The organism is Dietzia sp. DQ11-71, from assembly GCF_014144995.1.
Classification (GTDB): Bacteria; Actinomycetota; Actinomycetes; order Mycobacteriales; family Mycobacteriaceae; genus Dietzia; species Dietzia kunjamensis.
Genome location: NZ_JAALDT010000108.1, coordinates 1 through 17,725, shown reverse-complemented (window position 1 = coordinate 17,725; position 17,725 = coordinate 1). Strand labels below are relative to the sequence as shown.

Genomic DNA, 17,725 nt, shown 5'->3' with positions numbered 1-17,725 from the left:
GGCTGGCGCTGGGCGCGGCGGGACTCGTCGTGGTGGCCGGGGCGGTCCTCACACTGCGGTCACGGAACTAGCCCGGGGCCCGGCCCCACGTCCGTAGCGGCCGCCGCGTCGGCGCGTACGGCCGGGGAACGGCCGGTCAGGAGACGGCGCCGGCGCCGGCGAGAATGACCCGCAGACGCACGGCGCACTCGTCGACCGTGGTGCGGGCGTCGGAATCGTCGGCCATCTCGACGAGGGCGCGGAGGAGGACGACGACGACGAGGTCGGCCGCGATGTCGATGGAGGTGTCGTCCGCTCCGGAGAGCGTCTCGAGCCGACCCAGGGTGATCCCCAGCCGGCGGCGGGCGGAATCGACGGCGGCCGCGAGGATCCGGTGGTCTGGATGCGCGGTGTCTACCAGGCCGCGGGCGAGCATGGCCCAGGTCTGCGGATCCCGGGTGGCGGCGGCGGAGGCCAGGCGGGGCCAGTCGGTCGCGGGGTCGTCGGTCGCGGTGGAGATCAGCTCGTCGATGAACGTCCCGAGGGCGTCGGCCGCGCCGGACGCGAGTTCCGATGCGAGGTCGTCGACGGACTCGAAGTGCCGGTAGAAGGCGGTGGGGACGATGCCGACCTCGCGCGCGAGTTCGCGGACGACGAGCCCGGTGAAGCCGCGCGTGGCCACCCCGTTCCGGCCCGCCTCGACGATGAGTGCACGGGTGTGCCGCTTCTGTTCCGCACGTGTCCTGGGCGTCGTCACATTCGCCATCCTATCGACAGCCTGGACTGACGCGTCAGAAACCACCCGTCCGCGGGGTGTGGGCCGGGCCACAAATCGACCCTCTTCCCATTTCAGAGAACGGCTGTACACTCAAAAACGTCCGGTGGTCGAACCGGACGGATGCGCACCCCGACCGCGACGGCACCGACCCGGTGCGAGGCGCGACGACCGCCGGGGAGCGACCGCATCCGACGGCGTCCGACCACACCGACCCATATCCTCGACGGAGGTCCACATGACCGCCCCGCCCATCCGCAGACTCTTCTCCCGCAGGGTCACGCGCACCCTACTCACTCCCCATCCGGTCGAACACTACGTCCGCTCCCTGGGCGTGGACTGGTCCGACGACCCCACCGGGGCGACCGTCGTGACAGTCGACCGGCCGGTCCCCGACGTCACGGTCCTCACCCTGCGGTTGCCCGCCGGGGTCGACCGCCCCGCCCCCGGCGCCGCGCTAGAGATCGGGGTCGTGGTGGACGGCGTCGTCCACCGCCGCCACTACTCCCCCGTCGATCCGGCGTCCCGCCGCGACGGGTTGGCGACCATCGCCGTTCGCAGGCACCCCGACGGCGTGGTCTCGAACCATCTCTGGGACGAGGCCGCGCCCGGGATGCGACTTCTCCTGGGTAACCCGGTCGGCGAGATGGCATTGCCCGAGGCCCGCCCCGCCGATGTGCTGCTGGTCAGCGGCGGCAGCGGCATCACCCCGATGCTGGCGATCGCCTCGACGCTCGCCTCAGACGGCCACTGTGCCGACGGGGCGCCGGGCCGCGTGGCGTGGCTGCACTACGCCCGCCGCGTGGAGGACGTGCCCTTCCGGGACCAGCTCCGTGAGCTGGCCCGGTCCGGGGTGACGGTCACGGTGGTCCCCACCGCCGAGGGGACGACCCCCAGCGGCCTGTCCGGCCACCTCTCCGCCGACCATCTCGAGGAGACAGCCCCCTGGCACGATGACGCCGCGGTGTTCCTCTGCGGCCCCGAACCGCTGGCCCGGGGCCTCGAGGAGGTCCTCGGTGCCGAGCGGTTCTCCGGCGTCCTGCGTGAGCGTTTCACCTCCGCGACCGGGCCGGTGCCCGACGGGGACGGCGGCACCGTGACCCACCTGCGCAGCGGCATCACCGCCCGGAGCGAGGGAACCACCCTGCTCGAGGGCGCCGAGGCCGCCGGCCTGAGCCCCCAGCACGGCTGCCGGATGGGCATCTGCCACACCTGCACGGCCGTGCGCGTCTCCGGCACCACCCGCGATCTGCGCACCGGCGAGGTCGACTCCACGCCCGACTGCCACGTCCAGATCTGCGTCAACGCGCCCGTGGGCGACGTCGAGATCGAGCTCTGACCACCTTCACCACCACCCGCCCGGAACGACCCGGAAGGACCCCATCATGACCCTCCTGCAACTGCCCGGCCTCCGCCCGAAGAAGTCCACCACCCCGAAGGCGCCGAAGGCCGCGAAGCCGCCGAAGGCCAGCGGCAAGGCGGCCGGCAAGGCGGCCGACAAGTCCGCCGACGCGAAGACCGCGAAGACCCCCGGCCCCGAGCCGATCGTGCTGTCGGCCGAGTCGGTCGAGATCATCGGCCGCGAACTCGATGCCATCCGCGACCGCGTGAGGGCCGACCTCGGCACCGCCGACCGCGACTACATCCTGCGGGTGGTGCGCACCCAACGCCGCCTGGAGTTGGCCGGCCGCGGGCTGATGTTCCTCGGCTTCCTGCCCCCGGCCTGGCTGGCCGGCGTCGCCGCGCTGAGCGCGTCCAAGATCCTCGACAACATGGAGATCGGCCACAACGTCATGCACGGCCAGTACGACTGGATGCGCGACGACATGCTCCACTCGTCCAGCTTCGAGTGGGACAACGTGTGCCCGTCGGACCAGTGGCGGCACTCGCACAACTACATGCACCACACGTACACCAACATCCTCGACCTGGACCGCGACATCGGTTACGGCCTGCTGCGGATGGAGTACGAGCAGAAGTGGACCCCGCTGCGTCTGGGCAACCCCGTGTACGCGTTCGCGCTGATGATGCTCTTCGAGTGGGGCGTGATGCTCCACGACCTGGAGTACGACAACGTGCTCAAGGGCAAGCGCAAGTGGTCCGATGTCAAGGGCCTCGTCGCCGGCTGGTGGCGCAAGGTGCGCGGCCAGGTGGCGAAGGACTACATCGTCCACCCGGCGCTGACCGGCCCCCTGTTCCCGCTGACGTTCGCCGGCAATCTCACCGCCAACCTCGTGCGAAACGTGTGGGCGTTCTCGGTGATCTTCTGCGGCCACTTCCCGTCCGGCGCGCAGGTTTTCACGCAGGAGGAGACGGCCGAGGAGACGCGCGGCGAGTGGTACGTCCGGCAGATGCTGGGGTCGGCCAACATCTCCGGCAGCCCGCTGATGCACCTCGCCACCGGCAACCTCTCCCACCAGATCGAGCACCACCTGTTCCCGGACCTGCCCGCGCACCGGTACCCGGAGATCGCGGTCGAGGTGCGCCGGATCTGTGAGGAGCACGGGCTGCCATACAACACCGGGCCGCTGTGGAAGCAGGTCGGCTCGGTGTGGGTCAAGATGTTCCGCCTCGCCCTGCCCCTGCCTCCCACCGCGGCGGACACGCCGGCGGTGATCATCGAGCGCAGGAAGACTCCCGTCGCCGCCTGAGCCGCGGGTACCGTCTAAGGGCATCACCGACGAAGGGAGCGGTCCATGAGCGACTTCGAACGCAACAAGGACCAGGTCCAGGCAGGTGTCCAGGCGGGCGCGTCGCTGGTGGGACGTATCGCCGTCATCATCACGGACGCGATCGGCTCGATCGCCAAGGAGGTCGGCGACTTCGTCACCGAGGGCATCGAAATGCGCGAGGCTGCCAGAATCTCCCGTCGCGAGGAACAGCAGCGCGGGGGGCGATCCGGCGCGGAGAAGGACACCTGGCCGATCGACCTCGACGACATCGAGGACGGCGACCTCCAGGGCTGACACGCGCGACGGGGCTCGGTGGCCCCCGGTCGCCGGGACGCCGAGACGCCGCCCAACTCCACCGCGCCAGGCAATCCACCTATCGAATTGCGATCCACCTAGGGAATTCCGTAGGTGGATCGTAATTTGATCGGTGGATCTTGGATTGAGGCTCAGCCTCGGGGAGCCGGTGAATGGTCGCGTCCGCCACGGTGGCAGGATCGTCGACCGTGACGATCATCGCCGCAGCGGACGGCTCCGCCCTCGGAAATCCCGGCCCCGCCGGCTGGGCCTGGTACATCGACGACTCGACGTGGCGCTGCGGCGGCTGGAAGCGCGGCACCAATAACCAGGGCGAGCTCACCGCTGTCCTGGACCTTTTGCGTCAGACAGCGCACTCCCCGGAGCCACTTCACATCCTGTGCGACTCGCAGTACGTCATCAACTCCATCACTAAGTGGATGGCGAGCTGGAAGCGCAAGGGCTGGAAGAAGTCCGACGGCAAGCCCGTGCTCAACGTCGAGGTGATGAAGGCCCTCGACGAGGCCATGCAGGGCCGCAAGGTCACGTTCGAGTGGGTCAAGGGCCACGCCGGCCACGAGCTCAACGAGAAGGCCGACGTCCTCGCCAACGGCGCCGCAAAAGCGCATGCCGCCAAGAAGGAGCCGGAGGCCGGCCCGGGTTATCCGGGCGCGCAGGCCGTCGGCGCCGGCGACGACCCGGCCGCTCCCCCAGCGGCGGGTGGCACCGTTCGGCGGTCGGAGTCCGCGTCGGTGCCGGCGTCCGCCCCGGCAGGCGGGGGCAAGGCGAGGGAAACGACGACGAAGGCGACGACGACGAGGGCATCCTCCGCCGCCGAGCCCGATCTGTTCTCCCTGGCCGACGACGCCGACGAGGCGCCGGACCGGACGGACCTGGACCTGGTCGTGGATCTCGAGCGGTCGCTGCTCACGGAGGCGGTCCGGGGTGACCGCGACCGGCTGGAGGAGTTGCTGGATCCCTCGTGGAGCCACGTGTGCGCCCGGGGCGAGGTGTGGTCCCGCGCGGACAGGCTCGCCGCCGCCGGATCATCCGGTCGGTCGACGGCTGAACGCACGATGGATCTCATCGAGGCCCGCCGGGTCGGTGCGCAGTCGATCCTGCTCGTGTGGCGGGAGCGGTCGGGCGACGGTTCCACGCTGCGCAGTTCGGTCTGGGTCCACTCCGGCGGGTCGTGGCGTCAGACGTTCCAGCAGGGGACGCCGGAGGCCTGAGCCCCGTCCCGCACGAGAAGGTGCCCCTCACCGCGTCCGGTGAGGGGCACCATTCCCCGGCGCCGGCGGGCGCCTACAGGCCACCGAGAAGCAGGTGAAGGAGATCGCCGACGATTCCGATGAGACCGGCAACTAGACCCATTGTGGACTCCTTGTCAGGTGACGGGATACGACCGCTCGTCGGAGCTTCGTCTCCGATGAGCTGGGTCCGACTTTAAGGACGTAGTGTGACGTCGACATTTCAGTCGACGATGAACGTCGTGAACTCGACCGCCGCTAGAGTTACTACACCTGACTAGTAGTTCTTGGGCCTATCATCACTGGTCAGCCACGGCGGGGCGCGGTGAAGCCGACTGCCTGGTACACCTGCGAGAGGACCGGGCTGGCCACCGCGCGGGCACGGTCCGCGCCGTCGGCGAGGATCCGTTCGAGCTCGGCACGGTCGGACATGTACTCGTCGAACCGGCCACGCAGCGGCGTCACGAACGCCTCGAGGGCGTCGGCCGTGTCTGTCTTCAGCGCGCCGTAGCCTGCTCCGGCGGTCTGGTAGTCGGCGACGATGTCGGCGATCGCGCGCCCGGTGAAGGCGGACTGGATGGCCAGCAGGTTGGACACGCCGGGCTTCATCTCGCGGTCGTAGCGGATGTTCCCGTCGGAGTCGGTGACCGCGCTCCGGATGCGCTTGGCGGAAACCTTGGGATCGTCGAGCAGGTTGACGACGCCCTTGGGGTTCTCGCCGGACTTGCTCATCTTGGCGGTGGGCTCCTGCAGGTCGTAGATCTTGGCCGAACCCTCGAGGATCTTGCCCTCCGGCACCACGAACGTCTTCTTGTAGCGGGAATTGAAGCGCATCGCCAGGTCGCGGGTCAGCTCGAGGTGCTGGCGCTGGTCCTCGCCCACCGGCACCAGGTGCGGGCGGTAGAGCAGGATGTCGGCGGCCATGAGCACCGGGTAGGTGAACAGACCCACCGTCGTGCCGTCGGTGCCCTGCTTGGCGGCCTTGTCCTTGAACTGCGTCATCCGGGCGGCCTCGCCATACCCGGTGATGCACCCCAGCACCCAGGCCAGCTCGGCGTGTTCGGGGACGTGCGACTGCACGAACAGCACCGACCGGGCGGGGTCCACCCCCAGCGCGAGCAGCTGCGCACAACCGCGGAAGACACGCTCGCGCAGCTCCTTGGGGTCCTGCTTGACGGTGATCGCATGCAGGTCGGGGATGAAGTAGTACGCGTCGTAGTCGTCCTGCAGCTCGACCCACTGCCGCACCGCGCCCAGGTAGTTGCCGAGGTGGTACGAGTCGGCGGTCGGCTGAATGCCGGACAGGACGCGCTGGCGCTTCGCGGGCGCCTGCGACCCGGTCGGCTCTGCGGGCGTGGGAGCTGCGGAGGAGGACTGCTCAGACATGGCGTTCATCTTCCCACGTCCCCGACAACCCACCGCCCACGCCCTCGCGCGGGGGGTTGCCGCACTGTCAGCGGTCGGCGGGCGGCGCCATCTCCGGCGGGAAGCCACCCGTGGCTATCGGGCCCCAGTCATCGATGGCCACCCGGATGAGGCACTTGCCCTGCCGCACCATCGCCGCCCGGTACTCGTCCCAGTCGTCGTGCTCCCCGGCGATGCTGCGGAAGTACTCCACCAGCGGCTCCACCGCCTCGGGCAGGTCGACGATCTCCGCGGTGCCATCGAGGTGGACGTACGGGCCGTTGAAGTCGTCGGACAGTACGCACACGCTCACGGCCGGGTCGCGGCGGATGTTGGCCACCTTCGACCGCTGCGGATAGGTGGCCACGACGAGCCTGCCCTCGGAGTCGACACCGCAGGTCACCGGCGAGGTCTGCAGCCCGCCGGACGACCGACGGGTGATGAGGACGGCGCGGTGCCGGGGGCGGACGAAATCGTCGAGGCCGGCTCGATCGGGACGTTCGGCGGTGGCATACTTCGGCATGGCGCCGAGGTTACGGACCCGTCGCCCGCGCGGCATCCGCGACAGCAGGCCTGATCTCGGAAGCCGCCCTCGTCGTCGTCGCCACTCTTCTCGTACCTACTCGTAGACGACGGTGACCGGCGCGTGGTCGGACCACCGCATGTCGTACGCGCTCGCCCGGTCCACTCGATCAGACACCGCCCGGTCGACCAGTCCGTCGGACACCACGTGGTAGTCGATCCGCCAGCCCGCGTCGTTGTCGAAGGCCTTGCCACGCTGGCTCCACCACGAGTACGGGCCGATCTGGTCGGGGCGGCGATACCGCACGATGTCGGTCCAGCCGCTGCCGTCGGCGAAGACGTCGGTCATCCACTCCCGCTCGTGCGGCAGGAAACCGGAGCTCTTGTGGTTGCCCTTGTGATTCTTCAGGTCGGCCTCACGGTGGGCGATGTTCCAATCGCCACAGATGACCATCTCGTGACCCTCACGGGTCTTCAGATGCCCGGCCCGCTCGGCGAGGTACTCGCGGAAGGTCCCCAGGAACCGGTCCTTCTCGTCCTGCTTGGGGGTGTCGGCAGACCCCGAGGGCAGGTAGAGGCTGGCGACGGTGACGGTCTCACCGTCGACAGCCCCGGGGTAGACGGCCTCGATGTAGCGGCCGGCCTCCTCGAACTCGTCATCGCCGTGCCCGACGCGCACGTCGGTCGGCTCGGCGCGGGACAGGATCGCCACACCGGCTCGACCCTTGAGCGAGGACGGAGCGCCCACCAGATGCCACCCGGCGTCGAGGGCGGGCGCGAGCGCCTTACGGGTCTGGTCGGAGTCGGCGCGCACCTCCTGGAGGGCGACGACGTCCGCCCCGCTGCCCTCCAGCCAGGGCAGGAATCCGAGGTTGGTCTCCGACCGCTGCTTGACGGCGGCGCGGATCCCGTTGACGTTGACGGTGCTCACGGTGAGGCTCACGGCCCACAGGCTACCGATCGCCGGGAACGTGACGGTTCGGCTACCCCGTCGCCGTCCGCCGCGCCGCCCAGACCGCGCCCACCAGGATCGCGAGACCCGCCGCCGCCAGGGCCGCCCCGGCGAGCGCCGGGGACGTGTAGCCGAAGCCCAGCGCGATCACGGCCCCGCCGAGCCACGCGCCCAGCGCGTTGGCGGCGTTGAGGGCCGAGTGGTTGAGCGAGGCGGCGAGCGTCTGTCCCCTGCCCGCGTAGGTCATCAGTCGGGACTGCAGCCCCGGCACCAACGCGGATCCGGTCGTGCCCACCAGGAACAGACCCACCAGCGCCGTGACGGGATGGTGCGCGGCGACGGCGAACAGCGCCAGCACCACGGTCATCACCGCGGCGATCGCGACCAGCCCGCGGTCGAGGTCCCGGTCCGCAACCACACCGCCGAGCAGGTTGCCGGCCACCATGCCGAGTCCGTAGACGGCGAGCACCGCGGGCATCCATCCGGGATCGATCCCGGCGACGTCGACCATCGTCCACTGGATGTAGGTGTAGACGGCGAACATGCCGCCGAACCCGACGGACCCCACGGCGAGCGTCGCCAGGATCTGTGGCCTCGCCAACGCGGCGAGCTCCTCGCGCGCCCTGACGACCACCGTCCCCGTGGGTTCGGGGACGACGACGAAGATGGCCGCCACGGTCAGCGCGCCGATCACCCCGACCGCGAGGAAGGCGGACTGCCACCCGATCGTCTCCCCGAGCCAGGTCGCCGCCGGGACACCGATCACGTTCGCGACCGACAGTCCGAGCAGCACCTGGGACACCGCCCGCGCCTGCCGTCCGGGACCCGCGAGGGAGGCCGCCACCAGGGAGGCGACCCCGAAGTACGCCCCGTGCGGGATTCCGGCGACGAACCGGGCCGCCACCAGGATCTCGGCGGTCGGGGCGAAGGCCGCCGCGACGTTGCCCGCGGTGAACATCGCCATGAGGACCAGCAGGAGGGTGCGGCGCCGCCACCGTGAGGTCCACACGGTCAGCAGCGGGGCACCCACGACCACGCCGAGCGCGTAGGCGCTGATGACGGTGCCGGCCTGTGGTTCGGTGAGCCCGAAGCCCTCGGCGATCGACCGCAGCAGTCCCATCGCCGCGAACTCGGTGACGCCGATGCCGAACCCGCCCAGCGCGAGCGCGAGGATCGCCAGCGCCACACGGCGAGGGGTGGGTGCGGCGGGCTCGGTGTCCGGCGCCGGGGCGGCTGCGGGGCTCGTGGTCACCGACGAAGGCTACGCCCACCACCCCGGCCGGGCCTGCCACGTCAGCCCGATCAGGGGGCGGTGCGCATGAGGCGTCGGCCACCGTAGACCAGCGCGAACGCCGTGACGTACATGACGATGCTGTAGACGGCGGCCGCGAGCCCGACCTCCTCGTCACCGATCACGGTGAAGGCGATCAACAGCGTCAGGGTGGTGTTCTTGATGCCGAACTCCACGGCGATCGCGATCTGCTCCGCCCGCCTCAGCCTGCTCACCCATGCCAGGAGGCCGCCGAGAACGATCAGTGCGAGGTTGAGGACGATCACGGCGGGGCCGACGGTCACGACGAGGTCGACGATCCGGTCCCGTTCGCCGAGGACGATCCCCACGATGAGCAGGACCAGCACGACGAGGCCCACGATCCCGACGTAGCGCTCGATGCGGGAGGCGAGCGCGGGCCTCCTGGCACGGAGGATCATCCCGATCGCGACCGGGATGAGGATGACGCCCAGCAGGAGTCCGAAGGTCTGGCCGAGAGGGACGGTCACCTCCTCGTCCGCGGCTCCGGGGATGAGGCGCGCGCCGATGCCGAACCACATCGGCAGGGTGAGGATGACGGCGACGGAGGTGAGGGCGGTGAGGATGACCGAGAGGGCGACGTTGCCGCGGGAGAGATAAGTGATGAGGTTCGACGTCGCCCCGCCCGGCGTCGCGGCCACGAGCACCACCCCGAGCGCCAGCATCGGCGTGAGGCCGAAGAGCAGGGCCACACCGACACCGACCAGCGGAACCAGGACCAGTTGGCCGAACAGTCCGACGATCGTGGCCCTGGGCGATCTGGCCTGGACCGCGAAGTCCTCCCTGGTCAGACTCAACCCGATGCCGACCATGATGATGGCCAGGGCGATCGGCAGGCCGATATCGACCAAGGGGCTCTGATCCACGGACGTCTCCTGGGCTCACGACGGAACGGCTGGCCACGCCTGTGACGTGGACCACTGTCCGACTACGGTAACCGATCGGGCGCCGCCGCGACCCCACACCGGCGGGCGCGGGGTCGTCGCCGAACGGTGGGCGCGCGGGATCAGGCCTCTGCCCGGGTGCGCTTGAGATTCTCATCCAGCGCCGCGAGGAACTCCTCCGTCGTGAGGTGTTCCTGGCCATCGCCGACGAGCAGCGCGAGGTCCTTGGTCATCTGCCCCTCCTCGACGGTCTTGATGACCACGTCCTCGAGTTGGTGGGCGAACTCGATGACCTCCGGGGTGCCGTCGAGCTTGCCGCGGTGCTCGAGACCCCGGGTCCACGCGAAGATCGAGGCTATCGGGTTGGTGGAGGTCGCCTTGCCCTCCTGGTGCTGCCGGAAATGCCGCGTGACGGTGCCGTGGGCGGCCTCCGCCTCGCAGGTCTTCCCGTCCGGGGTGAGCAGGACCGAGGTCATCAGGCCGAGAGAGCCGAAGCCTTGTGCCACGGTGTCGGACTGCACGTCGCCGTCGTAGTTCTTGCATGCCCAGACATAACCGCCCTCCCATTTGAGCGCGGAGGCCACCATGTCGTCGATGAGGCGGTGTTCGTAGGTCAGGCCGACCTTGTCGAACTCGTCCTTGAACTCGCGGTCGAACACGTCCTGGAAGATGTCCTTGAACGCGCCGTCGTAGGCTTTCAGGATCGTGTTCTTGGTGGACAGGTACACCGGGTAGCCGCGGTCCAGACCGTAGTTGAACGAGGCGCGCGCGAAGTCCTCGATGGACTTGGTGAAGTTGTACATACCCATCACCACTCCGCCCTCTTCGGGCAGGTTCACGATCTCGTGTTCGATCGGCTCGGACCCGTCGGCCGGCGTGAAGGTGATGGTGACCTTTCCCGGGCCGGGGGCCTTGAAGTCGGTCGCCTTGTACTGGTCTCCGAAGGCATGACGGCCGACGATGATCGGTTTGGTCCAGCCGGGGACCAGTCGCGGGACGTTGGAGATGATGATCGGCGCGCGGAAGATCGTCCCGCCGAGGATGTTCCTGATGGTCCCGTTGGGTGAGAGGTACATCCGCTTGAGCCCGAACTCCTCGACGCGGGCCTCGTCGGGCGTGATGGTCGCGCACTTGACGCCGACGCCGTGCTTGGCGATGGCGTTGGCCGCGTCGACGGTGATCTGGTCGTCCGTCGCGTCACGGCTGGTGATGCCGAGGTCGTAGTACTCGAGATCCACGTCGAGGTAGGGGTGGATCAGCTCGTCCTTGATGAACTTCCAGATGATGCGGGTCATCTCGTCGCCGTCGAGTTCCACGACGGTCCCGTCGACCTTGATCTTCGACATCGGATCCTCTTTCCCCGCCCGGCCCTTGTGGGGCCGACGCTGTCGGTCCTTACGTGACGTAGGTCTCACTTTACTGCTCGGCACGGTCCGGAGCCGCCGCTGCGACGGGTAACCCCTCGTTGCCTCCGTCGAGCGGCTTAGGCTAGCCTGACCCCAGGTCATGAGTTCCAGCGGAAAGCCCCGGCTCGCTGGACGGCAACCCTCCACCGCGGTGGGGTGCCCCGGGAGACGACCTGGCCACCACCCGACCGGGTGACGGGCAAGCGCGGGTCCGCTGTCGTCAAGCGGGCGGACCCTTTTCGATGAGAGGAGGGGCTCCGCCCCTATGACCTACGACAACAGCAATACGGACTGGGCCTTCGAGACGCGTCAGATCCACGCCGGGCAGCCCGTCGACTCCGACACCGGAGCCCGGAATCTGCCGATCTACCAGACCACCTCGTACGTGTTCGCCGATGCCAAGCAGGCGGCCGACCGTTTCGCGCTGGCGGAGATGGGCCCCATCTACACCCGCATCACCAACCCCACCGTGGCAGCGGTCGAGGATCGCATCGCCTCGCTAGAGGGCGGCGTCGCGGGTCTGCTGTTCGCGTCGGGACAGGCGGCCGAGACCGCCGTCGTGCAGGCGATCGCCCAGTCCGGCGGCCACGTCGTGTCCTCCCCGCGCCTCTACGGCGGCACGGACACCCTGCTGCGGCACACCCTGCCCAAGTACGGCATCGAGACCACTTTCGTCGAGAACCCGGACGACCCCGCCTCGTGGCAGGCGGCGGTGCGCCCCAACACCAAGCTGTTCTTCGCGGAGTCCATCTCGAACCCGCTCAACGACATCCTCGACATCCCGGCCATCGCCGAGGTCGCGCACCGCAACCAGGTTCCGCTCGTCATCGACAACACCGTGGCCACCCCCTACCTCATCCGTCCGCTCGAGCTGGGAGCCGACGTCGTGGTGGCCTCGGCGACCAAGTACCTCGGTGGCCACGGCTCGTCCCTGGGTGGAGTGCTCGTGGACGGCGGCAAGTTCGACTGGCGTGTGCAGCGCGACGGCCAGGACGTCTTCCCGTCCTTCACCACCCCGGACCCGGCCTACCACGGCCTCGTCTACGCCGACCTCGGCGCGCCCGCGCTCGCGCTCAAGGCCCGCGTCACCCTCCTGCGGGACACCGGTGCGGCCGCGTCCCCGTTCAACGCGTGGACCCTCGCCCAGGGCATCGACACCCTGAGCCTGCGGATCGAGCGCCACGTGTCCAACGCGCAGCGGATCGCCGAGTGGCTCGAGGCCCGTTCCGACGTGGCCAAGGTCCAGTACGCGGGCCTGGCATCCTCGCCCTACCACGAGCTCCAGAAGAAGCTGGCCCCCAAGGGCGCCGGCGCGATCGTCACGTTCGACCTGGCCGTGCCGGAGGGCACGTCCGACGACGATGTCAAGGCCCGTGCCTGGGCGTTCATCGACGCCCTCAAGCTGCACTCGTGCCTGGTCAACATCGGTGACGTGCGGTCACTCGTGTGCCACCCCGCGACCACCACCCACTCGCAGGGCACCCCCGAGGCCAACGCGATCGCCGGGATCACCCTCGCGACCGTCCGCCTGTCGGTGGGCATCGAGTCCGCCGATGACCTCATCGGCGACCTCGAGCTCGGTTTCGCCGCGATCTCCTGACCCGCCCCCATGGTCCGCTCTTCCGATCCGCTCGCGCTGCTGCCCCCGGGCGACGGCACCCTCGGCCACGTCGCTCTCGGCGACATCACGCTGGTCACCGGTGTCGTCCTCCCGGGGGTGACCCTCGCGGTCCAGCGGTGGGGGCGGATCGCGGACGACCGGTCCAACGTCGTGCTGGTCGAACACGCACTCACCGGTGACTCGCACGTCGTGGGGCCGGTCGACTCCCTGCACCCCACCCCGGGGTGGTGGAACGGGCTCGTCGGGCCCGGACTCCCGCTGGACACCGACCGCTACTGCGTGTTGTCCGTGAACGTCCTGGGGGGCTGCCGGGGGTCGACGGGGCCGAGCTCGCTCCACCCCGACGGCCACTACTGGGGCGCGCGGTTCCCGGCCGTCTCGGTGCGCGACATGGTCGAGTCCGAGCGGTTGCTGGCGGACCTGCTGGGGATCGGCCGCTGGGCGGCGGTGATCGGCGGCTCCATGGGCGGCGCCCGGACGCTGGAGTGGATGGTCACGTACCCGGACCGCGTCCGTGCGGCGTGCGTCCTGGCCGTCGGCGCCCGCGCCTCCGCCGACCAGATCGGCATCCAGACGGCTCAGATCATGGCCGTGACCTCGGACCCGCACTGGCAGCAGGGCGGATACCACGGCACCGGCCGCACCCCGGTCACCGGCCTGGGAATCGCGCGACGCATCGCGCACCTGTCCTACCGGGGCGAGGTCGAACTCGACGAGCGCTTCGCCAACCGGCCCCAACCCGGTGAGGACCCCCGGGGCGAGGACCTGTCCATGTCGGGCCGCTTCGCCGTGCAGTCCTATCTCGATCACCAGGCCGGCAAGCTGGTCTCCCGCTTCGACGCCTGCACGTACGTCCTGCTCACCGACGCCCTCAACCGTCATGACGTCGGGTTGGACCGGGGCGGCGTCGAGGAGGCACTGCGCACCTGCCCGGTCCCGTGCGTGATCGGCGGCGTGACCACCGATCGTCTGTACCCGCTACGGCAACAGCACGAACTGGCCGACCTGCTCCCCGGTGCGGACCCTCTCGTGGTCATCGAGAGTCCCGCCGGCCACGACGGCTTCCTCACGGAGGACCACGTGGTGGGACCGATGCTCGAGCGCACTCTCGAACTGGCCGAGCAGGGCACCTCCGACCGGACGCGAGGTCATGCGTGAACGACCACGACCACACCCCCCGCCCGGCCGTGATGGGGCTGGCCGGCCTCGCGGCGGGTTTCGGCGTCATCGGGATGGCGATCGGGTTCGCCACCCTGCTGGGACTCACCGCGACCGCCTCCGGCGGTCACGACACGACGGGCTTCGGCCCGGCCATCGCCTCCGCCGCCTCTGCGTTCGTCCTGGGACTCGTGCTCGTCGTGGGGGCCGTCCTGTTGTGGCGCGCCCACCGCGCCGCTCGCGTGGTGATCGGGGCGGCCGTGGCCCTGCTCGCTCTCAGTTCGCTGGCGCGGATGGTGGTGGACAGCGTCACCTTCATCTCCGTCGTCGGCACGGTCCTGTCGCTGCTCGCCCTGACGGCGATGGGGTTTCTCCTCGTCTCGCCAGGGGTACGCGACCACGTCCGCGACGGGGTACCGCTTCGGCTCCGGTGACCCGGCTCCGCTACCCGGTGCCGAGCGAGTCGACCGATGTCGCCAGCCACAGGATGACGACGGCGAGCCCGGTGTAGAAGGCGACGTCGAAGGTCCGTCCCCGGACCCCGAGCAACCGCGCCCGCTCATCAGGCACCGCCGCCCGTAGGACCGCCGCGGCCAGCGCGACCACGCCCAGCAGGAACGCGCCGCGTCGCCACCGCTCCAGGATCACGAACCCCAGCGCGACCATCACCCCCGCCAGCACGAGCGCGAGTGGCCACTGCGCCCGCACCTGCGCCCACGTCAGACGCGCGGGCCGCGTACGGCGCGGCCTCGCGTCGGTCGCCCCGTCACGGGGCCGGTCGGGAGCCGGGTGGGTCATCGGGGGCCTAGTCGCCCGAGTCGAGCCGCTCGCAGCGCTCGACCACGTTGCTCAGCAGGAACGCCCTCGTCAGCGGGCCCACGCCGCCCGGGTTGGGCGAGACCGCCCCCGCGACCTCCCACACGTCCGGGTGCACGTCCCCGGCGAGCTTGCCGTCCAACCGTGACACGCCGACGTCCAGCACCGCGGCTCCGGGCTTCACCATGTCGGCGGTCACCATGTGGGCGACGCCCGCAGCGGCCACGATCACGTCGGCCCGCCGCGTCTCGGCCGCCAGGTCGCGTGTCCCGGTGTGACAGAGGGTGACAGTGGCGTTCTCACTGCGCCGGGTCAGCATGAGCCCGATCGGACGGCCCACGGTGACGCCGCGCCCGATCACCACGACGTGCGCGCCGTCGAGCCCCACCCCGAACCGACGCAGCAGGTGGATGCTGCCGTTGGGGGTACACGGCAGTGGCGCGGGTTCGTTCAGCACGAGCTTGCCCAGGTTCACCGGGTGCAGGCCGTCGGCGTCCTTGTCCGGATCGATCCGCTCGAGGATCGCGTTCTCGTCCAGGTGCTTCGGTAGCGGCAGCTGCACGATGTAGCCGGTGCACGCGGGATCGGCGTTGAGTTCGTCGATCACGGCCTCGAGCTCGGCCTGGGTGGTGTCCGCGGGCAGGTCACGCCGGATAGAGGCGATGCCGACCTGCTCGCAGTCGCGGTGCTTCATCTTCACGTAGGAGTGGCTACCGGGGTCGTCCCCGACCAGGACGGTGCCCAGTCCCGGGGTGATGCCCTTGTCCCGCAACGCGGTCACGCGTGCGGTGAGGTCGGCGACGATCTCGTCGCGGGTGAGCTTTCCGTCCAGCTTGATCGCGGTCACGCGGACCAGTATCCCACTCCCCGGCGGGTCCGTCGGCACGGCGCTGCGAGAATGGCCCCATGACCGGTGTGGGTGTGCGTGTGTTGTTCGATCGTCCGTGCATTCCGCCCAATACGGGCAACGCGATCCGGATGGCGGCGGGGGCGGGTTGCGAGCTGCATCTCGCCGGCCCGCTCGGCTTCGACCTCTCCGCCCCGCAGCTGCGGCGTGCGGGGCTGGACTACCACGACCTCGCCCACGTGGAGGTGCACGAGGATCTCGAGGCCGCGTACGCGAGCCTCCTGCCCGCGCGGGTCTGGGCCTTCAGCGCGAGGGCGGACCTGGCGCTCCCGGAGGTGCGGTTCTCCCCCGGCGACGTCCTGCTCTTCGGGCCCGAGCCCACGGGCCTGTCCGAGGAGGTGCTGTCCGACGATCGGGTCACGGCGACTGTGCGCATCCCCATGCTGCCGGGACGCCGGTCGATGAACCTGTCCAACGCGGCCGCGGTGGCCGTCTACGAGGCCTGGCGCCAGCACGGTTACGCCGGCAGCTAGCACCTTTCCGCCCACATGACTTAGAATTTCGGCATGCCGAAATTCCGTCCGGGCGGTGCCCGTAAGTTTCGTGGTGTCCGCCCGTCCGCCGTGGCGGTCGCCGCCGCCGCGGTCACCGCCTGCATCACGGCGATCTCGGCGTGCGCGGTCGGCCCCACAGGTGCGGCCGACGTGGACGACCGACCGCGGTTCGCCGACACCGGTGACCGGGTGGTGGTGGCCACGACGTTCACGGTCCTGGCCGACATGGTCCGCCGGGTGGGCGGGGACCGGGTGCAGGTGGAGTCCGTCACCACCCCGGGCGCCGACGTGCACCAGTACGAGCCGTCCGTCGAGGACCTCAAGCGGGTCGAGGGCGCGGATCTGGTGGTGAGCAACGGTCTCGGGATGGACGACTGGCTGCTGCGCTTCATCGACGGCACCGACGCGCGCCACGTGGTCGCCTCCGACGGGGTCGATCCCCTGCCCGTCCGGGCGGGCAACTACACCGGCCGGCCCAATCCGCACGCCTGGATGTCGCCGCTCGAGGGGGCCGAGTACATCCGCACGATCGCCGCCTCGCTCTCCGACCTCGACCCGGACGGCGAGCGCTCGTACACCGCCCGGGCCGGGGACTACATCCGGGAACTGGAGGACATGACGGACCGGGCCCGCGCGGCCGTGCAGTCCGTCCCGGAGGACCAGCGCGTACTGGTCACCTGCGAGGGTGCGTTCTCCTACCTCGCCCGCGACCTGGGCCTCGAGGAGCTGTACCTGTGGCCGGTCAACAGCGAGAACCAGGGACTGCCCCGCCAGATCACGGCCCTGATCGACGAGATCCGCGAGCGCGAGATCGGCGCCGTGTTCTGCGAGTCGACGGTGTCGGACGCCGCCATGCAGCAGGTCGCGGACGAGACCGGCAGTCGCCTGGCCGGCCTGCTGTACGTCGACTCGCTCTCCGGCCCGACCGGACCGGTCCCCACCTATCTGGACCTGCTCGACCACGACCTCGAGATCATCTCCCGGGAGCTGACGCCATGACAGACCGACCACTGCCGTACTCGCCGTTCACCGGGCCACCCCCCGTCGTCGTCACCGACCTCACCGTGGATCGTGGCCAGGTCCGCGCCCTCGACTCGGTCTCCCTCTCGGTTCCGAGCGGCGAGATCACGGTCCTGCTCGGACCGAACGGCTCCGGCAAGTCCACCCTCCTGCAGGCGATGCTCGGCCTGGTGACCCCGTCCGCCGGGACGGCCCGCGTCCTCGGGTCGTCCGTCCGGCGCGCCCTGCGCAGCGGCCGGGTGGCGGCGGTCCCCCAGGCCGA

The 17,725-nt window shown here is 70.1% G+C and carries 19 protein-coding genes and 1 riboswitch; of the genes, 10 read left to right on the top strand and 9 right to left on the bottom strand.

The genetic code is table 11. The features are described 5' to 3' along the window. Positions 1-136 precede the first annotated feature (136 nt). Positions 137-745 (bottom strand): TetR/AcrR family transcriptional regulator, encoded by a 609-nt coding sequence (locus G6023_RS04410; protein ID WP_187699943.1) that lies wholly within the window; start codon positions 743-745, stop codon positions 137-139. 247 nt (positions 746-992) lie between these two features. Here G6023_RS04410 and G6023_RS04405 point away from each other — a divergent pair, with 247 nt between their 5' ends. From G6023_RS04405 to G6023_RS04390, 4 genes are all read left to right on the top strand, one after another. Then, positions 993-2,093, top strand: coding sequence for a flavin reductase family protein (locus G6023_RS04405; protein ID WP_182634188.1), 1,101 nt, complete (start codon positions 993-995; stop codon positions 2,091-2,093). Between the two features lie 46 nt (positions 2,094-2,139). After that, on the top strand, positions 2,140-3,405 hold the full coding sequence (locus G6023_RS04400) for a fatty acid desaturase family protein (RefSeq protein WP_182634187.1): 1,266 nt from the start codon (positions 2,140-2,142) through the stop codon (positions 3,403-3,405). A gap of 45 nt (positions 3,406-3,450) precedes the next feature. After that, a complete protein-coding gene (locus G6023_RS04395) occupies positions 3,451-3,720 on the top strand; it encodes a hypothetical protein (protein WP_227022319.1) in 270 nt (89 codons plus the stop codon). 173 nt (positions 3,721-3,893) lie between these two features. After that, positions 3,894-4,952, top strand: a complete 1,059-nt coding sequence (locus G6023_RS04390) for an RNase H family protein (RefSeq protein WP_187699942.1) — start codon at positions 3,894-3,896, stop codon at positions 4,950-4,952. 324 nt (positions 4,953-5,276) lie between these two features. Here the strand turns inward: G6023_RS04390 and trpS are convergent, their stop codons facing one another. From trpS to G6023_RS04360, 6 genes are all read right to left on the bottom strand, one after another. Then, positions 5,277-6,356, bottom strand: coding sequence for a tryptophan--tRNA ligase (gene trpS, locus G6023_RS04385; protein ID WP_241727680.1), 1,080 nt, complete (start codon positions 6,354-6,356; stop codon positions 5,277-5,279). A 67-nt stretch (positions 6,357-6,423) separates the two neighbouring features. Next, positions 6,424-6,897: a PPOX class F420-dependent oxidoreductase gene (locus G6023_RS04380; protein WP_182634186.1), complete on the bottom strand. Its 474-nt coding sequence runs from the start codon at positions 6,895-6,897 to the stop codon at positions 6,424-6,426. A gap of 96 nt (positions 6,898-6,993) precedes the next feature. After that, the gene (locus G6023_RS04375; protein ID WP_182634185.1) at positions 6,994-7,839 is read right to left on the bottom strand and encodes an exodeoxyribonuclease III; all 846 of its coding nucleotides are present in this window, start codon (positions 7,837-7,839) and stop codon (positions 6,994-6,996) included. A 40-nt stretch (positions 7,840-7,879) separates the two neighbouring features. Further along, positions 7,880-9,100, bottom strand: coding sequence for an MFS transporter (locus tag G6023_RS04370; RefSeq protein ID WP_472986420.1), 1,221 nt, complete (start codon positions 9,098-9,100; stop codon positions 7,880-7,882). 50 nt (positions 9,101-9,150) lie between these two features. After that, on the bottom strand, positions 9,151-10,023 hold the full coding sequence (locus tag G6023_RS04365; protein ID WP_067712517.1) for a bile acid:sodium symporter family protein: 873 nt from the start codon (positions 10,021-10,023) through the stop codon (positions 9,151-9,153). A 140-nt stretch (positions 10,024-10,163) separates the two neighbouring features. Beyond that, on the bottom strand, positions 10,164-11,387 hold the full coding sequence (locus tag G6023_RS04360; RefSeq protein ID WP_182634184.1) for an NADP-dependent isocitrate dehydrogenase: 1,224 nt from the start codon (positions 11,385-11,387) through the stop codon (positions 10,164-10,166). A 156-nt stretch (positions 11,388-11,543) separates the two neighbouring features. Further along, positions 11,544-11,659, top strand: a riboswitch (SAM riboswitch). A 53-nt stretch (positions 11,660-11,712) separates the two neighbouring features. Between G6023_RS04360 and G6023_RS04355 the strand changes: the two genes are divergently transcribed. Genes G6023_RS04355 through G6023_RS04345 form a run of 3 tightly spaced genes read left to right on the top strand, consistent with a single transcriptional unit; the run spans position 11,713 to position 14,660 of the window. Then, positions 11,713-13,047: an O-acetylhomoserine aminocarboxypropyltransferase/cysteine synthase family protein gene (locus tag G6023_RS04355; RefSeq protein WP_182634183.1), complete on the top strand. Its 1,335-nt coding sequence runs from the start codon at positions 11,713-11,715 to the stop codon at positions 13,045-13,047. A gap of 9 nt (positions 13,048-13,056) precedes the next feature. Continuing rightward, complete coding sequence (gene metX, locus G6023_RS04350; RefSeq protein ID WP_132063529.1) at positions 13,057-14,226, top strand: homoserine O-acetyltransferase MetX; 1,170 nt, start codon at positions 13,057-13,059, stop codon at positions 14,224-14,226. After that, positions 14,223-14,660: a hypothetical protein gene (locus G6023_RS04345; protein WP_120286201.1), complete on the top strand. Its 438-nt coding sequence runs from the start codon at positions 14,223-14,225 to the stop codon at positions 14,658-14,660. The genes metX and G6023_RS04345 overlap by 4 nt, the downstream gene beginning before the upstream one ends. A gap of 10 nt (positions 14,661-14,670) precedes the next feature. Here G6023_RS04345 and G6023_RS04340 read toward each other — a convergent pair whose 3' ends face one another. Beyond that, positions 14,671-15,024, bottom strand: coding sequence for a DUF3017 domain-containing protein (locus G6023_RS04340; RefSeq protein ID WP_120286202.1), 354 nt, complete (start codon positions 15,022-15,024; stop codon positions 14,671-14,673). A gap of 7 nt (positions 15,025-15,031) precedes the next feature. Continuing rightward, on the bottom strand, positions 15,032-15,889 hold the full coding sequence (locus G6023_RS04335; RefSeq protein WP_120286203.1) for a bifunctional methylenetetrahydrofolate dehydrogenase/methenyltetrahydrofolate cyclohydrolase: 858 nt from the start codon (positions 15,887-15,889) through the stop codon (positions 15,032-15,034). 59 nt (positions 15,890-15,948) lie between these two features. Here G6023_RS04335 and G6023_RS04330 point away from each other — a divergent pair, with 59 nt between their 5' ends. The 3 genes from G6023_RS04330 to G6023_RS04320 all read left to right on the top strand — a co-directional run. Then, positions 15,949-16,422, top strand: coding sequence for a tRNA (cytidine(34)-2'-O)-methyltransferase (locus G6023_RS04330; RefSeq protein ID WP_120286204.1), 474 nt, complete (start codon positions 15,949-15,951; stop codon positions 16,420-16,422). Positions 16,423-16,455: 33 nt separating this feature from the next. Then, positions 16,456-17,442: a metal ABC transporter substrate-binding protein gene (locus G6023_RS04325; protein WP_182634182.1), complete on the top strand. Its 987-nt coding sequence runs from the start codon at positions 16,456-16,458 to the stop codon at positions 17,440-17,442. Then, on the top strand, positions 17,439-17,725 hold a 287-nt coding region (locus G6023_RS04320; RefSeq protein WP_182634181.1), incomplete at its 3' end, for an ATP-binding cassette domain-containing protein. The genes G6023_RS04325 and G6023_RS04320, both read left to right, overlap by 4 nt.